The sequence below is a fragment of the Terrabacter ginsenosidimutans genome, assembly GCF_039539425.1.
In the GTDB taxonomy this organism is placed as follows: Bacteria; Actinomycetota; Actinomycetes; order Actinomycetales; family Dermatophilaceae; genus Terrabacter; species Terrabacter ginsenosidimutans.
Map to the genome: position 1 here is coordinate 143,622 of NZ_BAABDC010000006.1, position 17,382 is coordinate 161,003.

The 17,382-nt window shown below is 71.1% G+C and carries 17 protein-coding genes; 9 read left to right on the forward strand and 8 right to left on the reverse strand.

Annotated features, from left to right (window positions below; genetic code table 11):
- The first annotated feature begins 42 nt into the window (after positions 1–42).
- From ABD831_RS17150 to ABD831_RS17170, 5 genes are all read left to right on the forward strand, one after another.
- Positions 43–2,661: an ATP-dependent Clp protease ATP-binding subunit gene (locus ABD831_RS17150; RefSeq protein ID WP_344949393.1), complete on the forward strand. Its 2,619-nt coding sequence runs from the start codon at positions 43–45 to the stop codon at positions 2,659–2,661.
- A gap of 162 nt (positions 2,662–2,823) precedes the next feature.
- Positions 2,824–3,666 carry an ABC transporter ATP-binding protein gene (locus ABD831_RS17155; RefSeq protein ID WP_344949396.1) on the forward strand — a complete coding sequence of 281 codons (843 nt, stop codon included), beginning with the start codon at positions 2,824–2,826 and terminating at the stop codon, positions 3,664–3,666.
- The gene (locus ABD831_RS17160) at positions 3,663–4,994 is read left to right on the forward strand and encodes an FtsX-like permease family protein (protein ID WP_344949399.1); all 1,332 of its coding nucleotides are present in this window, start codon (positions 3,663–3,665) and stop codon (positions 4,992–4,994) included. The genes ABD831_RS17155 and ABD831_RS17160 overlap by 4 nt, the downstream gene beginning before the upstream one ends.
- A 22-nt stretch (positions 4,995–5,016) precedes the next feature.
- Complete coding sequence (locus ABD831_RS17165; protein ID WP_344949402.1) at positions 5,017–6,267, forward strand: LCP family protein; 1,251 nt, start codon at positions 5,017–5,019, stop codon at positions 6,265–6,267.
- An 8-nt stretch (positions 6,268–6,275) separates the two neighbouring features.
- On the forward strand, positions 6,276–6,770 hold the full coding sequence (locus ABD831_RS17170) for an amino-acid N-acetyltransferase (protein WP_344949668.1): 495 nt from the start codon (positions 6,276–6,278) through the stop codon (positions 6,768–6,770).
- A gap of 109 nt (positions 6,771–6,879) precedes the next feature.
- On the opposite strand, the gene ABD831_RS17175 is transcribed toward ABD831_RS17170, so the two are convergent.
- The 3 genes from ABD831_RS17175 to ABD831_RS17185 are packed head-to-tail and all read right to left on the reverse strand — an operon-like array spanning position 6,880 to position 9,423.
- Positions 6,880–7,821, reverse strand: coding sequence for an ATP-binding cassette domain-containing protein (locus ABD831_RS17175; RefSeq protein WP_142179026.1), 942 nt, complete (start codon positions 7,819–7,821; stop codon positions 6,880–6,882).
- On the reverse strand, positions 7,818–8,636 hold the full coding sequence (locus ABD831_RS17180) for an ABC transporter permease (protein ID WP_344949407.1): 819 nt from the start codon (positions 8,634–8,636) through the stop codon (positions 7,818–7,820). Before ABD831_RS17180 ends, ABD831_RS17175 begins: the two co-directional genes overlap by 4 nt.
- The gene (locus ABD831_RS17185) at positions 8,629–9,423 is read right to left on the reverse strand and encodes an ABC transporter permease (RefSeq protein ID WP_344949409.1); all 795 of its coding nucleotides are present in this window, start codon (positions 9,421–9,423) and stop codon (positions 8,629–8,631) included. The genes ABD831_RS17180 and ABD831_RS17185 overlap by 8 nt, the downstream gene beginning before the upstream one ends.
- Positions 9,424–9,548: 125 nt before the next feature.
- Between ABD831_RS17185 and ABD831_RS17190 the strand changes: the two genes are divergently transcribed.
- Positions 9,549–9,938: a PPOX class F420-dependent oxidoreductase gene (locus ABD831_RS17190; RefSeq protein ID WP_344949412.1), complete on the forward strand. Its 390-nt coding sequence runs from the start codon at positions 9,549–9,551 to the stop codon at positions 9,936–9,938.
- Between the two features lie 9 nt (positions 9,939–9,947).
- On the opposite strand, the gene ABD831_RS17195 is transcribed toward ABD831_RS17190, so the two are convergent.
- From ABD831_RS17195 to radA, 3 genes are all read right to left on the reverse strand, one after another.
- The gene (locus ABD831_RS17195) at positions 9,948–10,841 is read right to left on the reverse strand and encodes an HhH-GPD family protein (RefSeq protein WP_344949415.1); all 894 of its coding nucleotides are present in this window, start codon (positions 10,839–10,841) and stop codon (positions 9,948–9,950) included.
- A gap of 97 nt (positions 10,842–10,938) precedes the next feature.
- The gene (gene disA / locus ABD831_RS17200; RefSeq protein ID WP_142179031.1) at positions 10,939–12,015 is read right to left on the reverse strand and encodes a DNA integrity scanning diadenylate cyclase DisA; all 1,077 of its coding nucleotides are present in this window, start codon (positions 12,013–12,015) and stop codon (positions 10,939–10,941) included.
- 55 nt (positions 12,016–12,070) lie between these two features.
- The gene (gene radA, locus ABD831_RS17205) at positions 12,071–13,486 is read right to left on the reverse strand and encodes a DNA repair protein RadA (RefSeq protein WP_344949419.1); all 1,416 of its coding nucleotides are present in this window, start codon (positions 13,484–13,486) and stop codon (positions 12,071–12,073) included.
- A 71-nt stretch (positions 13,487–13,557) separates the two neighbouring features.
- Between radA and ABD831_RS17210 the strand changes: the two genes are divergently transcribed.
- Both ABD831_RS17210 and ABD831_RS17215 read left to right on the forward strand, forming a co-directional pair.
- The gene (locus ABD831_RS17210) at positions 13,558–13,797 is read left to right on the forward strand and encodes a hypothetical protein (protein WP_344949421.1); all 240 of its coding nucleotides are present in this window, start codon (positions 13,558–13,560) and stop codon (positions 13,795–13,797) included.
- Positions 13,798–14,084: 287 nt separating this feature from the next.
- Complete coding sequence (locus tag ABD831_RS17215) at positions 14,085–14,417, forward strand: Lsr2 dimerization domain-containing protein (protein ID WP_142179034.1); 333 nt, start codon at positions 14,085–14,087, stop codon at positions 14,415–14,417.
- 87 nt (positions 14,418–14,504) lie between these two features.
- Here ABD831_RS17215 and ligD (ABD831_RS17220) read toward each other — a convergent pair whose 3' ends face one another.
- Positions 14,505–15,389, reverse strand: coding sequence for a non-homologous end-joining DNA ligase (gene ligD / locus ABD831_RS17220; protein WP_344949425.1), 885 nt, complete (start codon positions 15,387–15,389; stop codon positions 14,505–14,507).
- Positions 15,389–16,336: a non-homologous end-joining DNA ligase gene (gene ligD, locus ABD831_RS17225; protein ID WP_344949429.1), complete on the reverse strand. Its 948-nt coding sequence runs from the start codon at positions 16,334–16,336 to the stop codon at positions 15,389–15,391. The genes ligD (ABD831_RS17220) and ligD (ABD831_RS17225) overlap by 1 nt, the downstream gene beginning before the upstream one ends.
- An 18-nt stretch (positions 16,337–16,354) precedes the next feature.
- On the opposite strand from ligD (ABD831_RS17225), the gene ku reads away from it, so the two are divergent.
- Complete coding sequence (gene ku, locus ABD831_RS17230) at positions 16,355–17,311, forward strand: non-homologous end joining protein Ku (RefSeq protein WP_344949431.1); 957 nt, start codon at positions 16,355–16,357, stop codon at positions 17,309–17,311.
- The last annotated feature ends 71 nt before the right edge of the window (positions 17,312–17,382 follow it).

Genomic DNA, 17,382 nt, shown 5'->3' on the forward strand with positions numbered 1-17,382 from the left:
CGGATAGCATCGAGATGTCTCTCGATCAGTCAGGAGAAGAACATGTTCGAACGGTTCACCGACAGGGCCCGAAGGGTGGTTGTCCTCGCGCAGGAGGAAGCTCGCCTGCTCAACCACAACTACATCGGGACCGAGCACATCCTCCTGGGTCTGATCCACGAAGGCGAAGGCGTCGCCGCGAAGGCCCTCGAATCGCTCGACATCTCGCTCGAAGCGGTCCGGGCCCAGGTCCAGGAGATCATCGGCCAGGGGCAGCAGGCCCCGACCGGCCACATCCCCTTCACGCCCCGCGCGAAGAAGGTTCTCGAGTACTCGCTCCGCGAGGCACTCCAGCTCGGCCACAGCTACATCGGCACCGAGCACATCCTGCTCGGTCTGATCCGCGAGGGTGAGGGCGTCGCCGCCCAGGTCCTCGTCAAGCTCGGCGCGGAGCTCAACAAGGTCCGCCAGCAGGTCATCCAGCTGCTCTCCGGCTACCAGGGTGGCCAGAGCGGCGAGAAGGCCGGCGCCGGCGTCGGCCAGGGCCAGGCCGAGGGCACGCCCGCGGGCTCCCTCGTGCTCGACCAGTTCGGTCGCAACCTCACGCAGGCGGCCCGCGAGGGCAAGCTCGACCCGGTCATCGGGCGTGAGAAGGAGATCGAGCGGGTCATGCAGGTGCTGTCCCGCCGCACGAAGAACAACCCGGTCCTCATCGGTGAGCCCGGCGTCGGCAAGACCGCCGTCGTCGAGGGTCTCGCCCAGGACATCGTCAAGGGCGAGGTGCCCGAGACGCTCAAGGACAAGCAGCTCTACACCCTCGACCTCGGCTCGCTCGTGGCCGGCAGCCGCTACCGCGGTGACTTCGAGGAGCGGCTGAAGAAGGTCCTCAAGGAGATCCGCACCCGCGGCGACATCATCATCTTCATCGACGAGATCCACACGCTCGTCGGTGCCGGTGCGGCCGAGGGCGCCATCGACGCCGCCAGCATCCTCAAGCCGATGCTGGCCCGCGGCGAGCTGCAGACGATCGGCGCGACGACGCTCGACGAGTACCGCAAGCACATCGAGAAGGACTCGGCCCTCGAGCGGCGCTTCCAGCCGATCCAGGTGCAGGAGCCGACGCTGCCGCACGCCATCGAGATCCTCAAGGGTCTGCGTGACCGCTACGAGGCACACCACCGCGTGACGATCACCGACGGCGCGCTCGTCGCGGCAGCCAACATGGCCGACCGCTACGTCAACGACCGCTTCCTGCCCGACAAGGCGATCGACCTCATCGACGAGGCGGGCGCGCGACTGCGCATCCGCCGGATGACGGCTCCGCCGGACCTGCGCGAGTTCGACGAGAAGATCGCCGCGCTCGTGCGTGAGAAGGAGTCGGCCATCGACGGCCAGGACTTCGAGCGCGCGGCGCGTGTCCGCGACGACGAGAAGCGCCTCCGTCAGGAGAAGGCCGCCCGTGAGGCCCAGTGGAAGTCGGGCGACATGGACGTCGTGGCCGAGGTCGACGAGGAGCTCATCGCCGAGGTCCTGGCTGCCAGCACCGGCATCCCGGTGTTCAAGCTGACCGAGGAGGAGTCCAGCCGACTGCTCCACATGGAGGACGAGCTGCACAAGCGCATCGTCGGCATGGACGACGCCGTCAAGGCGCTGTCCCAGGCGATCCGCCGCACCCGTGCCGGCCTGAAGGACCCGCGCCGCCCCGGTGGCTCGTTCATCTTCGCCGGCCCCACCGGCGTCGGTAAGACCGAGCTCGCCAAGACGCTCGCCGAGTTCCTCTTCGGCAGCGAGGACGCGCTGATCCAGCTCGACATGTCCGAGTACTCCGAGAAGCACACGGTGAGCCGGCTCTTCGGTTCGCCTCCCGGCTACGTCGGCTACGAAGAGGGCGGCCAGCTCACCGAGAAGGTGCGCCGCAAGCCGTTCTCCGTCGTGCTCTTCGACGAGGTCGAGAAGGCCCACCCGGAGATATTCAACTCGCTGCTGCAGGTGCTCGAGGACGGCCGCCTCACCGACTCGCAGGGTCGGATGGTCGACTTCAAGAACACGGTCATCATCATGACGACCAACCTCGGCACGAGGGACATCTCCAAGGCCAACATGGGCTTCTCGTCCGGGCCCGACAGCCGCACCGACTACGAGCGGATGAAGGCCAAGGTCACCGACGAGCTCAAGCAGCACTTCCGGCCCGAGTTCCTCAACCGCGTCGACGACACCATCGTGTTCCCGCACCTCAACAAGGCGGAGATCACGCAGATCGTCGACCTCGAGATCGCCAAGCTCGACAAGCGGCTCAAGGACAAGGACATGGGCATCGAGCTCACGCCCGAGGCCAAGGACCTGCTCGCCAAGAAGGGCTACGACCCCGTGCTCGGTGCGCGCCCGCTGCGCCGCACCATCCAGCGCGAGATCGAGGACGCCCTGTCGGAGAAGATCCTCTTCGCCGAGTTCACCTCGGGCCAGTACATCAGGATCGGCACCGAGGGCGAGGGCAAGGAGGAGAAGTTCACCTTCTCCGACATGGCCCACCCGGACGCCGCGCACCGTCCGGCCGACGACCTCCCGGAGCTTCCCGAGGGCGCTGCCCTCGACGAGGCGCTCGGGGTCAACATCACGGCCGGACCGCCCGTGCCCGACGACCAGGTCTACCCCGACGCGGGGCTGACCGGCACGGAGCGCTGAGCACCGCTCGAAGGATCGACCGGAGGGGTCGGGGACACAGGTCCCCGGCCCCTCCGGCGTACGTGACGGTCCCCCACGTCATACCGGGGTCGTATGCCGTCCCGCCCGGAGAGCGACCACGGCCCGATGTGGGGCCCCGCCCTCCCGGGCGAGGCTGGGGCCATGAGCTACCACGACCCCGCCCGCATCCCGGCCGGCGCGCCCGAGCGACGCGCGTCGCCCACCCTGCCCTCGCCCATCCTTCCCTCGCCCACCCTGCCCCCGCCCACCACGACGTCGGTGCCTGATCCGACGCGCGACCTCGTCGCCCGCGGCCTCGTCATGACCTACGGCCGTTCCGGCGCCTCCGCCGGTCCGCCGGCACTCGGCGGCGTCGACGTGACGGTGCGCGCGGGTGAGAGCGTGGCGGTCATGGGCCCCTCGGGTTCCGGCAAGACGACCTTGCTGCACGTCCTGGCCGGCATCCTGCGCCCCACCGGCGGGCAGGTGCTGTGGCGTGGTCGCGACGTCGCACGGATGTCGGACCGGGACCGGACCGTCCTGCGCCGCAAGGACTTCGGCTTCGTCTTCCAGCAGGGCATGCTGCTACCCGAGCTGCCGGCCATCGAGAACGTCGCCCTGCCGCTCATGCTCGGAGGGGTCTCTCGGTCGGAGGCGACCGCCCGTGCCGCCACCCTCTTCGCGCCGCTCGGCCTCTCCGGTCTCGAGAAGCGCCGCCCCGGTGAGCTCTCGGGCGGTCAGGCACAACGCGTCGCGATCGCCCGCGCGCTCGTCGCCCGTCCCGGGGTCGTCTTCGCGGACGAGCCCACCGGCGCCCTCGACCAGACCACGAGCGCCGAGGTCATGCAGCACCTGACCCAGCTCGCGGCCCACACCGGGGCCTCGCTCGTCGTGGTGACCCACGACGAGAACGTCGCCCGGTGGTGCCACGGGGTGGTCCGGGTCCGCGACGGCCGCCTGGCAGGCGGATCCACGACGCCGCTGCCGTCAGGCGTGACGCGATGAGGGCCGCGACCGGTCTCTGGTGGCGCCTGCGGAGCGCCGGCGCCGCGGACAACCGGGTGCCGGGTGTGCTCGCTGCCGTCTCCTTCACCGTCGCGACGGCAGCCCTGCTCGCCTGCGTGGCGGGCCTCAGGGCGTTCGAGGCTCGCAACCCGCCGCCGCCGGGGGGCCTCCAAGGCCCGCTCACGGACCAGGCGGCGCTCGGCAACCTCTACGTGACTCTGGCCTGGGTTGCGACGACGTGCATGGTCATCCCGATCCTGACCCTCGGCGGCGTCGCTGCCCGGCTCGCCATCGCGCGGCGCGACCAGCGCCTGGCCGCGCTGCGCCTCACCGGCGCGACGTCGGGCCAGGTGACGCTCATGACGCTGGCCGAGGCCGCCGCACAGGCCCTCGTCGGGGCCGTGGCCGGTGTCGTGCTCTACCTCGCCGCGCTGCCCCTCGTGGCGCGCCTGAGCTTCCAGGGCCGGCCGTTCGAGCTGCGTGAGCTGGTGCTGCCGCTGTGGCAGACGCTCGCGGTGGTCGCAGCGGTCGTCGTCGTCGCGATCGTCTCGGGCGCGTCCAGCCTCGCACGCGTGGCCGTGAGCCCCCTCGGTGTCGCGGCGCGCACGAGCCCGAAGCGGCTCAGCGTCCTGCGGCTCCTCGTGGCCCTGGCCGCGGGCGCGGGCTGGGTCCTCGTCATCACGCCGATGAAGGAGCCGCAGCGGATGATGATCGTGCTCGTGCTGGGCGCCGTGATCCTGGCCGTCAACGCCGTCGGTCCCTGGGTCGTCATGGTCGCCGGGCGCCTCGCGGCACGCGTGGCGCCGACCGCTTCGACGCTGCTGGCCGCGCGGCGCATCGCCGACGACCCGAAGAGCACGTGGCGAGCCGTCGGGGCGTTGGGCCTGGCCGTCGTCGTCGTCGGCTTCACGAGCCTCGCCCAGGTCGACGAGCCGAGAAGCCCGCTCGAGGCGTACCTCGCCGACGATTTGGGCACCGGCGCGCTCGTCACCCTCGTCATCATCACCATTGTCGGTGCGACCTCGACGGGCGTCGTGCAGGCCGCCCGCGTGCTCGACCAGCGCGAGCAGTACCGGGCGCTCGCGCTCGCCGGCACGAGCGAGCGGTCGCTCCACCGGGCGCGGGCCCTCGAGGTCGCACTGCCCCTGACGATGACGATCTCACTGTCGGCCGGCTTCGTGCTCGTGCTCATGCTGCCCTTCACGAACGCCATCGACGCGGCGCTCGTGGTGCGCTTCGTCGTGACGTCGGCGGTGGCCGGGGCGGTCGTGCTGGCCTCCGTGCTCGCGTCGCGGTCGCTCGTGCGGACGGCCTCCCGCGTCGTGTGAACCGGTCGTCTACGGTGGGGCGGTGATCTCCGAGCAGCGCCCCACCGCCCGGCCGCATCCCGATGAGGTATGCCGTCCGGCCCGGTCGCGGAGACGCGTCGGCTCTCGCGCCGCGACCCTCGCGGTCGCGGGATCGCTGGCAGCGGCGGTCACGCTCGCTGCCTGCACGGGCGAGACGCCCTCACCGGCCGGGGCGTCGTCGCCGGCGGGCGGGAGCGCCTCGGCTGGCACGAGCAGGAGCGACGCGGGCCTCGTCGTCGACGGTGCGCCCGCTCCCCTCGCCGCGCTGGTCCGCTCGGTCTACACGGGCGGGGACCTCACGCATACGGCATCGCCCACGGCGGCGGCCGCGCTCAAGGCGCGCAAGGCCGCCGGAGGGTCGCTCAAGGCCACGGCGAAGGTCGGGTCGTGGATGGGCACGCCGGTGGCCGTCGTCACCGCCGGCGAGGACGTGACCCTCGCCGTCGGTCCGACCTGGAAGGTCGTCGGCGGCTGGTGGCCCTCCCTCGGCGTCGCGAAGCCGAGCCTCGGCTCGGGCCCGCGCTGGGTGCTCGCGATCGGTTCGGACGCCCGGAAGGGCCAGCCCCTCGAACGCACCCGGGCCGACGTGCTGCAGGTCATCGGCATCGACGGCAAGGGCGGCGGCGGGGTCATGGGCATGGCCCGGGACCTCTGGGTGCCGCTGTCGACCGGGGGCAAGGGGAAGATCAACTCCGCCATGGTGCTCGGCGGCCCGAGGGCCCAGGTCAAGACGGTCACGAACGTGACCGGGCTGCCGGTCGAGGGCTATGTCGTGCTCGGTTTCACCGGGTTCAAGAAGATCGTCGACGACGAGGGCGGCATCCCCATCGTCATCCCCAAGACCGTCGTCGCCTCGCACGCGAAGAACATGGTCATCAGGGCCGGGCCCCAGACGCTCACCGGAGCCCAGGCGCTGGCCTACGCGCGTGAACGGAAGACCTTGCCCGACGGGGACTTCGGGCGATCGAGGCACCAGGGCGAGGTCATCCTCGCCGCCGCGGTCAAGGCCAAGCTCGCCGGCCCGATCGCCATCCCGTCGGCCCTCACGAGCTTCAGCAAGGTCGGCAGGAGCAACCTCACGGCCGAGCAGATCCTCACCTTCACGGCCGGGCTGCACCAGCTCAGCCCGCTCAAGGTGGGGCGCGGGGTGGCCAAGGGCGCCTTCGGCTGGGCCGGTCAGCAGTCGATCGTCATCCTCGGCGACCAGGCTCGGAGCCTCTTCGCCCAGTTCCGCGACGGGAACCTCTCGTGACCGGCGCGATGCCCGTGCTCCGGCGCGCCCGCACCTCCGACGTGCGCGCCATCCGGGCCCTCGTGGCCCCGCTGGCCGAGCGGCGGGTGCTTGTCAGCAAGGAGGCGGTCACCTACTTCGAGAGCCTCCAGGAGTTCCGGGTCGCCGACCTCGACGGCCGCGTCGTGGGCTGCGGCGCCCTCCACGTCATGTGGGAGGACCTCGCCGAGATCCGCACCCTCGCCGTGGCACCCGACCAGCTCGGCACCGGGCTGGGTGGGCGCCTGCTCGAGACCCTCGTGGACGACGCCCGCGAGATCGGCGTCGAACGTCTCTTCTGCCTGACGTTCGAGACCGACTTCTTCCTGCGGCACGGCTTCGAGGTCATCGAGGGACAAGCCGTGCCGATGGACGTGTACGCCGAGCTGCTGCGCTCCTACGACGAGGGCGTCGCCGAGTTCCTCGACCTCGAACGGGTCAAGCCCAACACCCTCGGCAACACCCGCATGCTGCGCACCCTCTGACCCCGACTGCCCTCATCCCAACCGTCGATGGGCCACGAGCCGGGGCGCGGTTCGTGGCCCATCGACGGTTGGGGGTCACTGGACGAGGGCGACGTTGCCCCTCGGCGGGTCAGGTGCGGCCGGACGCGGCGTAGATGCGCCGGACCACGTCCTCGATGTCGGGCTCCTCGATGGTCAGGTCACGCACCTCGTGCCGTGACGACACGTGGGCGAGCACGGCCGCGACCGTCGTCGCCTCGGCGTCGAACGCGAGGCGCTGGCGCAGGCCGTCGGACTCGCTGTCGACGAGGGTCGCGCCGGGGACGTCGTGCAGGTCGGGGGTCGACGCCGCGAGGTCGATGACGAGGACGCGCTGCGCCCCGACCGTCCCCGCCAGACCGGTCAGCGTGCCGTCGAAGGCGAGCCGTCCGTGGTCGACGACGAGCACCCGGTCGCAGAGCCGCTCGATGTCGCCCATGTCGTGCGTGGTCAGCAGCAGCGTCGTGCCCTGCTCGTGCCGCTCCGCGATGAGGAACTCGCGCAGCCGCTGCTTGGAGAGCACGTCGAGACCGATGGTCGGCTCGTCGAGGATGAGCAGCTCCGGTGAGTGCAGCAGGGCCGCCGCGATCTCGGCGCGCATGCGCTGACCCAGGGACAGCGAGCGCACCGGCGTGCCCAGCTGGGGACCCATCTCGAGCTGCTCGACGAGCAGGTCGGTGCGGGCGCGGGTCGCCTGCTCGTCCATCCGGTGGATCGCCCCGAGGATCGCGAACGAGTCACGCAGCGGCAGGTCCCACCACAGCTGCGAGCGCTGGCCGAAGACCACGCCGACCCGGCGCGCGACCTCGACCCGCTGACGCATCGGGTCGAGCCCACACGTGCGCACGTGCCCCGACGTCGGCTTGAGGATGCCGGTGAGCATCTTGATCGTCGTCGACTTGCCGGCGCCGTTCGCGCCGATGTAGCCGACCGCCTCGCCGGGCTCGACCGAGAAGGTCATCCGGTCGACGGCACGCGTCTTCTTGAAGTCGCGCACGAGCTCCCGGGTCTCGATGACGGGGTCGGTGCTCATCCGCCTGCTCCTTGGTAGTGACGTGTGCCGAGCCTCCAGCAGAGACCGGCGATGCCCCACGCGAGCAGAGCTGCGAGGGGGGTGCACCACGCCAGCCAGGGCGGCGCGAGGGGGTCGCCCGGCAGGTCGAGGATGGCCACGGCCGGGATGTAGGCCACGAAGGCCGTCGGCACGACGAACGTCCAGAAGATGCGAAGCGGGTCGGGGAAGACCTGCTGACTCTGCTGGGCGGCATACGACCCGCCGTAGGTGAAGGCGTTGGTGAACTCCGAGCCGTCCACGAGGAAGAACTGGAGGCCGCCCGCGGCCGTGAACAGGGCCGAGAAGATCGCGGTCCCGCTCACGACCGTGAGGGCGATGAGCGCGACGGTCCCGAGGGACCATGCGATGTCGGCGCGGGTCAGCGCGACGGTGAGTGCGACGAGGGCGACGGACAGGCGGCCGACCCGTCGCAACGACAGGTCGCTCGTCATGAGCTGGGCGAGCAGCGGCAGCGGGCGCACGTAGAACGCGTCGACCTGACCGGCCCGGATGTAGCGGGGCAGCTGGTCGAGGTGGCCGACGAACATGTCCGCGAGCGAGAAGGCGAGGTTGGAGAGGGCGAAGACGAGCAGCGCTGCGGTGAAGTCGAGCCCGCCCAGCACGTCGACGTTGTGGAAGATGACCCAGACCTCGGCGAACTCGGCGAGCCCCACGCCCACGGTGCCGAGGATGTCGGTGACGAACGACGTGCGGTACTGCATCTGCGCGCGGGCCCTCGAGGCGAGCAGCACCCGGTAGGGACGCAACCGCTCGGACAGCGTCTCGTCACCCACCCTGCACCTCGAGACGGCGTCGTCCCGCGTGCAGCACGAGCTGCCCCAGCCCGAGCAGCACGACGGCCCAGAAGACCTGCACCGCCACCGCCGAGGCGATGTCGACCCCGACGACGCGCCCGGCGAGGATGTCGATGGGGTTCTGCAGCATCGACGGGAACGGCGACCAGTTCGCGATGGTGCGCAGCCAGTCGGGGAACCACGGGACGGGCAGGTAGAGCCCGCACAGCAGGCCGCCCGTGATCATCCACAGCAGCGTGATGCCGCGGATCTCCACGAGCCAGAAGGACAGCAGGTTGATCACGAAGTTGCCGGCGAAGGCGACGACGACGGCGAGCACCACCGAGACGGCACCCGCGGCCCAGCTGACGGCCGACGGCGGCCACGCCAGGTCGAAGAGCAGCGCACCGAGCAGGATCGCCGGCAGCCCGCGACCGATGAGGTTGATGCCGGCCCTGCCGAGATCGCCTGCGAGATAGGCCAGCTGCGGGTTCACGGGCCGGAGGAAGTCGACCGCGATGTCACCCGTGCGCACGCGGTCCTTGACCTCGGCGAAGCCCCACAGGTTGACCGTGCCGAGCAGGGCCTGCCCCCACCAGACGAAGGCGATCGCCGTCGGGGCGTCGTAGCCGCCGATGGCCGAACCGGCCGAGGCCAGCGCTGCCAGCAGGATCGAGGCCCGGATGAAGCCGAACACCGAGTTGGTCGTCATGCCCGCGAGCAGAGCCAGACGGTAGGTCGAGTGGCGGCGGAAGCCGGCGCGGACGAGCAGCCAGAAGGTCCTCATGACGCGTCGAGACCCCCTTCGAACCAGCGCGCCCGGCAGATGGCACGAGGGGCGACGCTACAAGCCGACGCCGTCGGCGGCAACCCCCGCGCTCCCGGTCGCCGGGGCTCATCTACCGTGGCCCCGTGGCCCGATCCCCCCGCGACCTGTCCCCGGACGCCCTCGAGTTCCTCGCCGTGCGACACCTTGCGACCCTGACGACCCAGCGACGTGACGGTTCGCCACACGTGACGCCGGTCGGGTTCACCTGGGACACAGAGACGCTGGTCGCCCGCGTCATCACCAGCCGCACGAGCCAGAAGGCCGTCAACGCTGCGCGCGGCGAGCGCGCAGCGATCTGCCAGGTGGACGGGCGCCACTGGCTGACGCTGGAGGGCCTGGCCCGCGTCGCCGACGACGCCGCCACGGTGACCGACGCCGAGCGGCGGTATGCGGCGCGCTACCGGGAGCCGCGCCCCAACCCGCAGCGGGTCGTCATCGAGATCGCCGTGGACCGGGTGCTCGGCAACCTCTGAGCACGGTGCTCACCCGGGGAGGCGGTAGAGCTCTCCCTCGAGGGGTTCGACGAGGCCGTCGGCGACGAGCGAGTCGAGGCAGCGCATCACCTGCCCCCGGTCGTCAGCCGAGTCCTCGAGCCGCGAGAGCGGCAGTGCGGTGTGCGCGTCGCGGAGGCGGCGCAGGAGCTCCCCGCGCACCTGCCGGTCGGTCCCGTGCCAGCTCTGTCCGCGTCGTGGGGGTCCGTCGTAGGCCGGCCGGCCGGCCACGTTCCAGGCACACAGGTCAGCCACCGGACACTCGTCACAGCGGGGACCTCGTGCTACGCACACGAGGGCACCGAGCTCCATGACGGCGACGTTCCACGTGTTCGCCGTGGCCGGCTCGGCGGGCATCGACTCGGCGGCCAGCTTCGCCTCGGCACGGTTGAGCGTGAGGTTCGGGAACGCCTTGCCCTCGAGGGTGCGGGCCAGGACGCGCCGGACGTTCGTGTCGACGACGACCTCGGGGATGCCGAAGGCGAAGCACGAGACGGCTGCCGCCGTGTAGGCGCCGACCCCGGGAAGGGCCAGCAGGTCGGCGGGGCTGCCCGGCACCTCACCTCCGTGCCGCTCGACCATCGCTGTCGCGGCCTCGTGCAGGCGCAGCGCCCGACGGGGATAGCCGAGCCGGCCCCAGGCCCGGACGGCGTCTCCGGGAGCCGCGGCCGCGAGGTCGGTCGGGGTCGGCCAGCGATCCATCCACTCGCGCCAGATCGGCTCGACGCGAGCGAGGGGCGTCTGCTGGGACATCACCTCGGAGAGGAAGACACCCCACGGGCTGGCGTCGGGCTCGCGCCACGGCAGGTGCTTGCGCCCGGCCTCGGCGTACCAGCCGTTGACGCGCTCGTGGAGCAGCGACAGCGGGACCTCGCGAGACGGCATACGGACACGCTAGTGAGGGCCCGACGAGGCTGGACTTTCGGGGGCACCCGGGGGCTCCTGAGGACGCCGGCCCGCCCGGACCGTGAGCTCCCGGGGTTCAGACGTAGCGCTCGAGGATGCTCGACTCGGCCAGACGCGAGAGACCCTCGCGCACGGCCCGGGCCCGGCCCTCGCCGACGCCCTCGACGAGCATGAGGTCCTCGATGCCGGCCGCGAGCAGTCGCTGGAGCGACTCGAAGTGCGTCACGAGCCGGTCGACGATGGCGGTCGGCAGGCGAGGCACCTTGGTCAGCAGGCGGTAGCCCTGCGGCGAAACCGGGACGTCGAGGCTGTCGCCGACGACGGAGAACCCGACGGCCCGGGCTCCCGCGGAGAGGTCGAGCAGCTCGACGGAGTTGAGCGACTGGAGGTTGGTGAGGGCGGCGTCGACGTCGAGGCCGGACTTGGTCGCGGGGAGGTAGTCACGGATGACGAGCTCCCGGTCGTTGCCGAGCCCGCCCACGAGCTCCTCGAGCTGGAGGCTGAGCAGGCGGCCGTCGGTGCCGAGCTCGACGACGTAGTCCTGGATCTCGGCCGAGATGCGCCGCACCATCTCGAGGCGCTGGAGCACCGCCGTGACGTCACGGACGGTGACGAGGTCCTCGATCTCGAGAGCGGACAGCGTCCCCGTGACCTCGTCGAGGCGAGCCTTGTAGCGCTCGAGGGTCTGCAGCGCCTGGTCGGCGCGCGAGAGCGTCGTGGGCGAGCCCTCGATGACGTGGCGGAGGTCGCCGACGTAGAGCGCGACGACACCCATCGACTGGCTCACGGAGATGACCGGGAAGCCGGTCTGCTTGGCCACCCGCTCGGCCGTGCGGTGGCGGGTGCCGGACTCGGTGGTCTCGATGCGGGAGTCGGGCACGAGCTGGGTCGCGGCGCGCAGGATGCGGGTGCCCTCGCGGTCGAGCACGACGGCGCCGTCCATCTTGCACAGCTCGCGCACGCGCGTCGCGGAGAACTCCATGTCGAGCACGAAGCCGCCCGTGCAGATCGAGTCCACGACGCGGTCGAAACCGAGCACGATGAGGGCTCCGGTGCGTCCGCGCAGAATCCGTTCGAGGCTGTCACGCAGCTCGGTGCCGGGTGCCACAGCGGCGAGGGCCGCGCGGAGCAGCAGCTCGTCGTTCCGGTCCATCACTTCCCTGTTCGCAATGGGGGTGCCGAGCGCGTCCAGCCCGGTCGCTCGCAGTCTAGACGGTGCCGACGGCCGCCGTGCTCGTTGACCGGCCACCGGCGAGGCGTCCCATCGCCTCGATCGCCCGGGGCACGTCGGCGACCTCGACGGCCCGGATGCCGGCGGGCACCACCGAACCGGACAGGCTCCCGGCGGGCACGAGCGCATGGCGGAAGCCGAGGCGCGCCGCCTCGGCGAGACGGCGGTCGAGCCCGGTCACGCGACGCACCTCTCCGGCCAGGCCGACCTCTCCGAAGGCGACGACGTCGGTGGCCAAGGGTCTGTCGACGACGGACGAGGCCACGGCGCACACGATGGCGAGGTCGGCGGCGGGCTCGGTGATGCGGACTCCGCCGACGGTGGCGGCGAAGATGTCGCGCGAACCCACCGGCGCCCCGGCCCGCTTGTCGAGGACCGCGATGATCATCGCGAGACGCGACGCGTCGAGGCCGCTGGAGGTGCGGCGGGGCGAGGGCAGGGTGGAGGGGGCCACGAGCGCCTGGACCTCGGCGACGAGCGGCCGGCGCCCCTCGAGGGTGACGGTGACGCACGTGCCCGGGACCGCATGGTCACGCGTGGACAGGAACAGCCCGCTCGGGTCGGACAGGCCGGTGATGCCGGAGTCGGACAGCTCGAAGCAACCGACCTCGTCGGTGGGGCCGAAGCGGTTCTTGACCGCCCGCACGAGGCGCAGCCCCGAGTGGCGGTCGCCCTCGAACTGGATGACGACGTCGACGAGGTGCTCGAGCAGCCGGGGACCGGCGATCGAGCCGTCCTTGGTCACGTGCCCGACGAGGAGCACCGCCACGCCGCGGGACTTGGCCGCGGCGATGAGGGCGCCGGTGACCTCGCGCACCTGGGAGACGTTGCCCGCCTGTCCCTCGACGTCGGCGCTCGCGATGGTCTGCACCGAGTCGACGACGAGCAGCCCCGGCGAGCGGGCCTCGACATGCCCGAGCACGGTCGCGAGGTCGGTCTCGGCGGCCAGGTAGAGCGTGTCGGCCATGGCGGAGATGCGTTCGGCGCGCGTGCGCACCTGGGCGGCCGACTCCTCGCCGCTGATGTAGAGGACCTCGGAGCCGGAGCGCGCCGCCCGGGCAGCGACGTCGAGCAGCAGGGTCGACTTGCCGACACCAGGCTCTCCGGCGACGAGCACGACACCACCGGGCACGAGACCGCCACCGAGCACGCGGTCGAACTCGGCCACGCCGGTCGGTCGGGCTGCTGCGCGGCTCAGGTCGACGTCGGCGATGCGCTGCGCGGGCGTGACCACGGGAGCCGCCGTCGTGCGCGCGGCCGTGGGCGCGCCGGTCTCGGAAACGGTGCCCCACGCCTGGCACTCACCGCAGCGGCCGACCCACTTCGCGGTGGTCCACCCGCACTCCGCGCAGCGGAAGCCGGGGGTGCGTCGCGTCGTCGTCCTCGTAGCCATGGGCACGACCGTACGGCGCGGGTGCGACAGCGCCGGAAGGGCCGGCCGCGCAGCCGTGAGAAAATGGCGCCATGGAATCGGTTCTGCCCTATGTGCTCGCCATCGTGCCCACGGTCGGTGTGGGCGCGCTCTTCTACTTCGTGATCAAGAGCATCCTCGAGGGCGACCGTCGCGAGCGCCTGGCGCAGGCACGGTGGGAGGCCGAGCACGACCGGCGCGGGGGCAACCCGGGGCCCGGCCCGAGCCCCACCGTCCCCGACAGCTCGCGCGGCGAGACGACGACTCCTCAGGACCGCACCGCAGAGCGCTGACGCCGTTTCTCCTGCAGACCTGAGCGCGCGTCGTCATTCGTCGCGGGCTCTCCGGCAGGCTCCGCACGGGCTCACGTCGGGGCATTTGATCGCAGGCATTCGTCGGCGCCGGCACCACCATTACCGGTCGTCCCCGAAAGGCGCGGCACGACACATTTCCGTACCGATCGGCGCCATTGTTTTCGATGGAAATGCATTCAGGGCCATATGGCGCTAAATTGATCCTGCCCGCGGGTCTCGCATTCGCGGATTACCCCTCCCAATACACAATTCGCAGATGGAGAAAAATGGCTCAGCGTGTCGAAGTGGTGTTGATCGATGACATCGACGGTGGCAATGCCGCCGAAACGGTGACCTTTGCCCTCGATGGCGTCACGTACGAAATCGACCTGTCCGACAAGAATGCCCGCAAGCTGCGCGACGACTTCGCCACGTGGACGGGCCACGCCCGTCGGGCTGGCACCGCCAAGGCGTCCGCGCGCCGCCGTGCGGGTTCCGGTGCGGCCAAGCGGACCGACCTGGCAGCCGTCCGCGAGTGGGCTCGGGCCAACGGCCACGACGTCTCGGACCGGGGCCGCATCTCGGCCGACGTCCAGGCGGCGTACGACAAGGCGCACTGACCGAACCGGTCACGGCTCGACGAGAGGGCCCGGCACACCACATGTGCCGGGCCCTCTCGCGTCCCCTCCTACCCTTCGCTGCGCGTCTCAACCAGCGATGCCGGCGGCGAGGTCGCCGTCGCGCGCGACGCGGTCGAGGACCTCGTCCGCCGTCAGCTGCTCGAGCTCGCCGCCCTCGGCCCCCGCCTCGACCTCGTCCCACGAGCGGGGCGCCGCGACGGTCGGGCGGTCCCGGCCGCGCAGCGAGTAGGGGCACACCGTCGTCTTGGCCGCGACGTTCTGGCTCCAGTCGAGGAAGATCTTGCCCGGCCGCAGCTCCTTGGCCATCTTCCACACGACGAGGTCGGGGTGGGCCTTCGTCAGCTCCTGCGCGAGCTGCTGGACGGTGTCGCGGATCTCGTCGCTCGTGTGCGCGCCGGGCAGCACGGCATACAGCTGGAGTCCCTTGCTGCCGCTGGTCACCGGGACGGTGTCGAGCCCGATGCCGCTGAGCCGCTCGCGCACGATGAGGGCGACACGGGCGCACTCGTGCAGCCCCGTGCCCGGTCCGGGGTCGAGGTCGATGACGAGGCGGTCCGGGTTGAGTGGGACGGCATCGCGCCCCTGCCCCTCGTAGCGCCACTGGTGCACGTGCAGCTCGAGGCTGTTGAGGTTGGCGAAGTACGTCAGCCCCGCGAGGTCGTCGATGAGCGGGAAGACGGGGTCACGTCCGGCACGGCGGATCCACGCGGGCGTGCCTGCGGGGAGGTTCTTCTCGAAGAACTGCATGTCACCGACGCCGTGCGGGAAGCGGATTCGCGTGACGGCGCGGTCACGCAGGTGCGGCAGGATCACCGGCGCGACCCGAGCGTAGTAGTCGATCACCTGGGCCTTGGTCGTGCCGGTGCGGGGGTACATCACCTTCTCGAGGCTCGACAGCTTCATCCGCCTCCCGTCGACCTCCACAGTCACCTTGGTGGCCTCGTAGGGCATCACTCACCGTCCCCGTGGTCGTCGACGTCGGCGGGCGTCAGGTCGCTCCGCAGGCCTTTGTATGCCGGCTGGCGCAGCTTGCCCTGTCCGCTCAGTCCCAGCGACTGCACGTCGGCCACGAGGACCGGGCGGACCCAGGTGGCGCCGGCCGAGTCCTCGACGGGCACGTCTGTGGCGAAAGGGGATTCGGCGGAAGTCAGCGACTCGAGGTCGCGCATGAGGGACTGCCCCGTCTTGCCGGCGAGGCCGGATCCCACCCGGCCGAGGTAGCGCAGGCCGCCGGGGTCCGGGACGCCGACGAGCACCGCGCCCAGGCGACGCGACACGGTGCCGGTGGACTCCGGGCGCCACCCGCCGATGACGACCGAGACGGTTCCACGATGGGGCGACTTGAGCCAGTAGGGCGAGCGCAGCCCGGGGACGTAGACGGAGTCGATGCGCTTGGACACGATGCCCTCGAGGCCCTGCTCCTTCGTCGCCGCGTGGAGCGTCACGCCGTCGGAGAAGGTCGGCGGCGTCTGCCACCGCGGGCCGGAGAGCTCGAGCCGCTCGAGCGTCGCGCGCCGGTCGCTCCAGGCTCGGGGAAGCAGCTCCACGCCGTAGAGCCGTAGCAGGTCGAACGTCATGAGGGTGACGGGCGATACCTCGGCGAGCATCGCCGCGCGTCGGGCGTCGGTGACGTGGAAACGTTCGGCCATCGCCGAAAAGGACGGCACGCCGTCGCGCATCGCGACGATCTCGCCGTCGAGGAGCATGTCGGCATACTCGTGCGCCAGCCCGCGCAGCTCGGGAAAGGCGACGGTGACGTCGCGTTCCGTGCGGGAGAAGAGGCGGATCTCCCCGTCCGTGACGTCGGCCAGCACCCGCATACCGTCCCACTTGACCTCGTGCTGCCAGCGGTCGCCGACCGGAATGGTCGTCGAAGCCGTCGCGAGCATGGGGCGCATGGGTGCATTCTTGTTCCCATGCGAGCCATCTGGAAAGGCGCCGTGTCGTTCGGCCTCGTCAATGTGCCGGTCCGACTCTTCTCGGCGACGGAGAACCACGACGTGCAGTTCCGTCAGGTCCACGAGAAGGACGGCGGCCGCATCAAGTACCAGCGCGTCTGCTCGATCGACGGTGAGGAGGTGCCCTACTCCGACATCGCCAAGGGTTATGAGGCGGCCGATGGGCAGATGGTCGTGCTCACCGACGAGGACCTCAAGAGCCTCCCGACTCGGTCGACCAAGGAGATCTCGATCGAGAAGTTCGTGCCGTCCGAGCAGATCGACCCGCTGCTCTTCGACAAGAGCTACTACCTCGAGCCCGACAAGACCGGTCTCAAGCCCTACGTCCTGCTGCGCGACGCGCTCGAGAAGGCCGACCGGATGGCCCTCGTGACCGTCTCGGTGCGCACCCGCATGACCCTTGCCGTGCTCCGCGTGCGCGACGGGGTCATCGTGCTGCAGACCCTGCTGTGGGCCGACGAGGTGCGCACGCCCGAGTTCGAGTCGCTCTCGGAGGAGACCCACGCGACGGCCAAGGAGCTCGCCATGGCGTCCTCGCTCGTCGACTCGCTGTCGGGTGACTACGAGCCCGAGGAGTTCGAGGACGACTACGCCGAGGCCGTGACCCAGCTCGTCGCGACGAAGATCGAGGGCGGCGAGCTCACCGAGACGCCCGAGGCCAAGGGCGAGGAGACCGAGGTGGTCGACCTGCTCGCGGCCCTGCAGCGCAGCGTCGACAAGGCCAAGGCGGCCAGGTCCGGTGGCTCCGCCGGATCGGAGGGCGACGAGGCCGACACCAAGAAGACAGTGTCGAAGTCGGCGGCCAAGAAGGCGACGACGAAGACCGCCGCCAAGAAGACCACGGCCAAGACGACAGCCAAGACGACGGCCAAGAAGGCGACGACGAAGAAGGCGGCCGCCAAGAAGGCGAGCTGACCCGAGCCGACCCGAGCCGACCCGAGGCCGCCCGGCACCTCCTCACGTTTGGCGACGTTGGTCACCTCGCA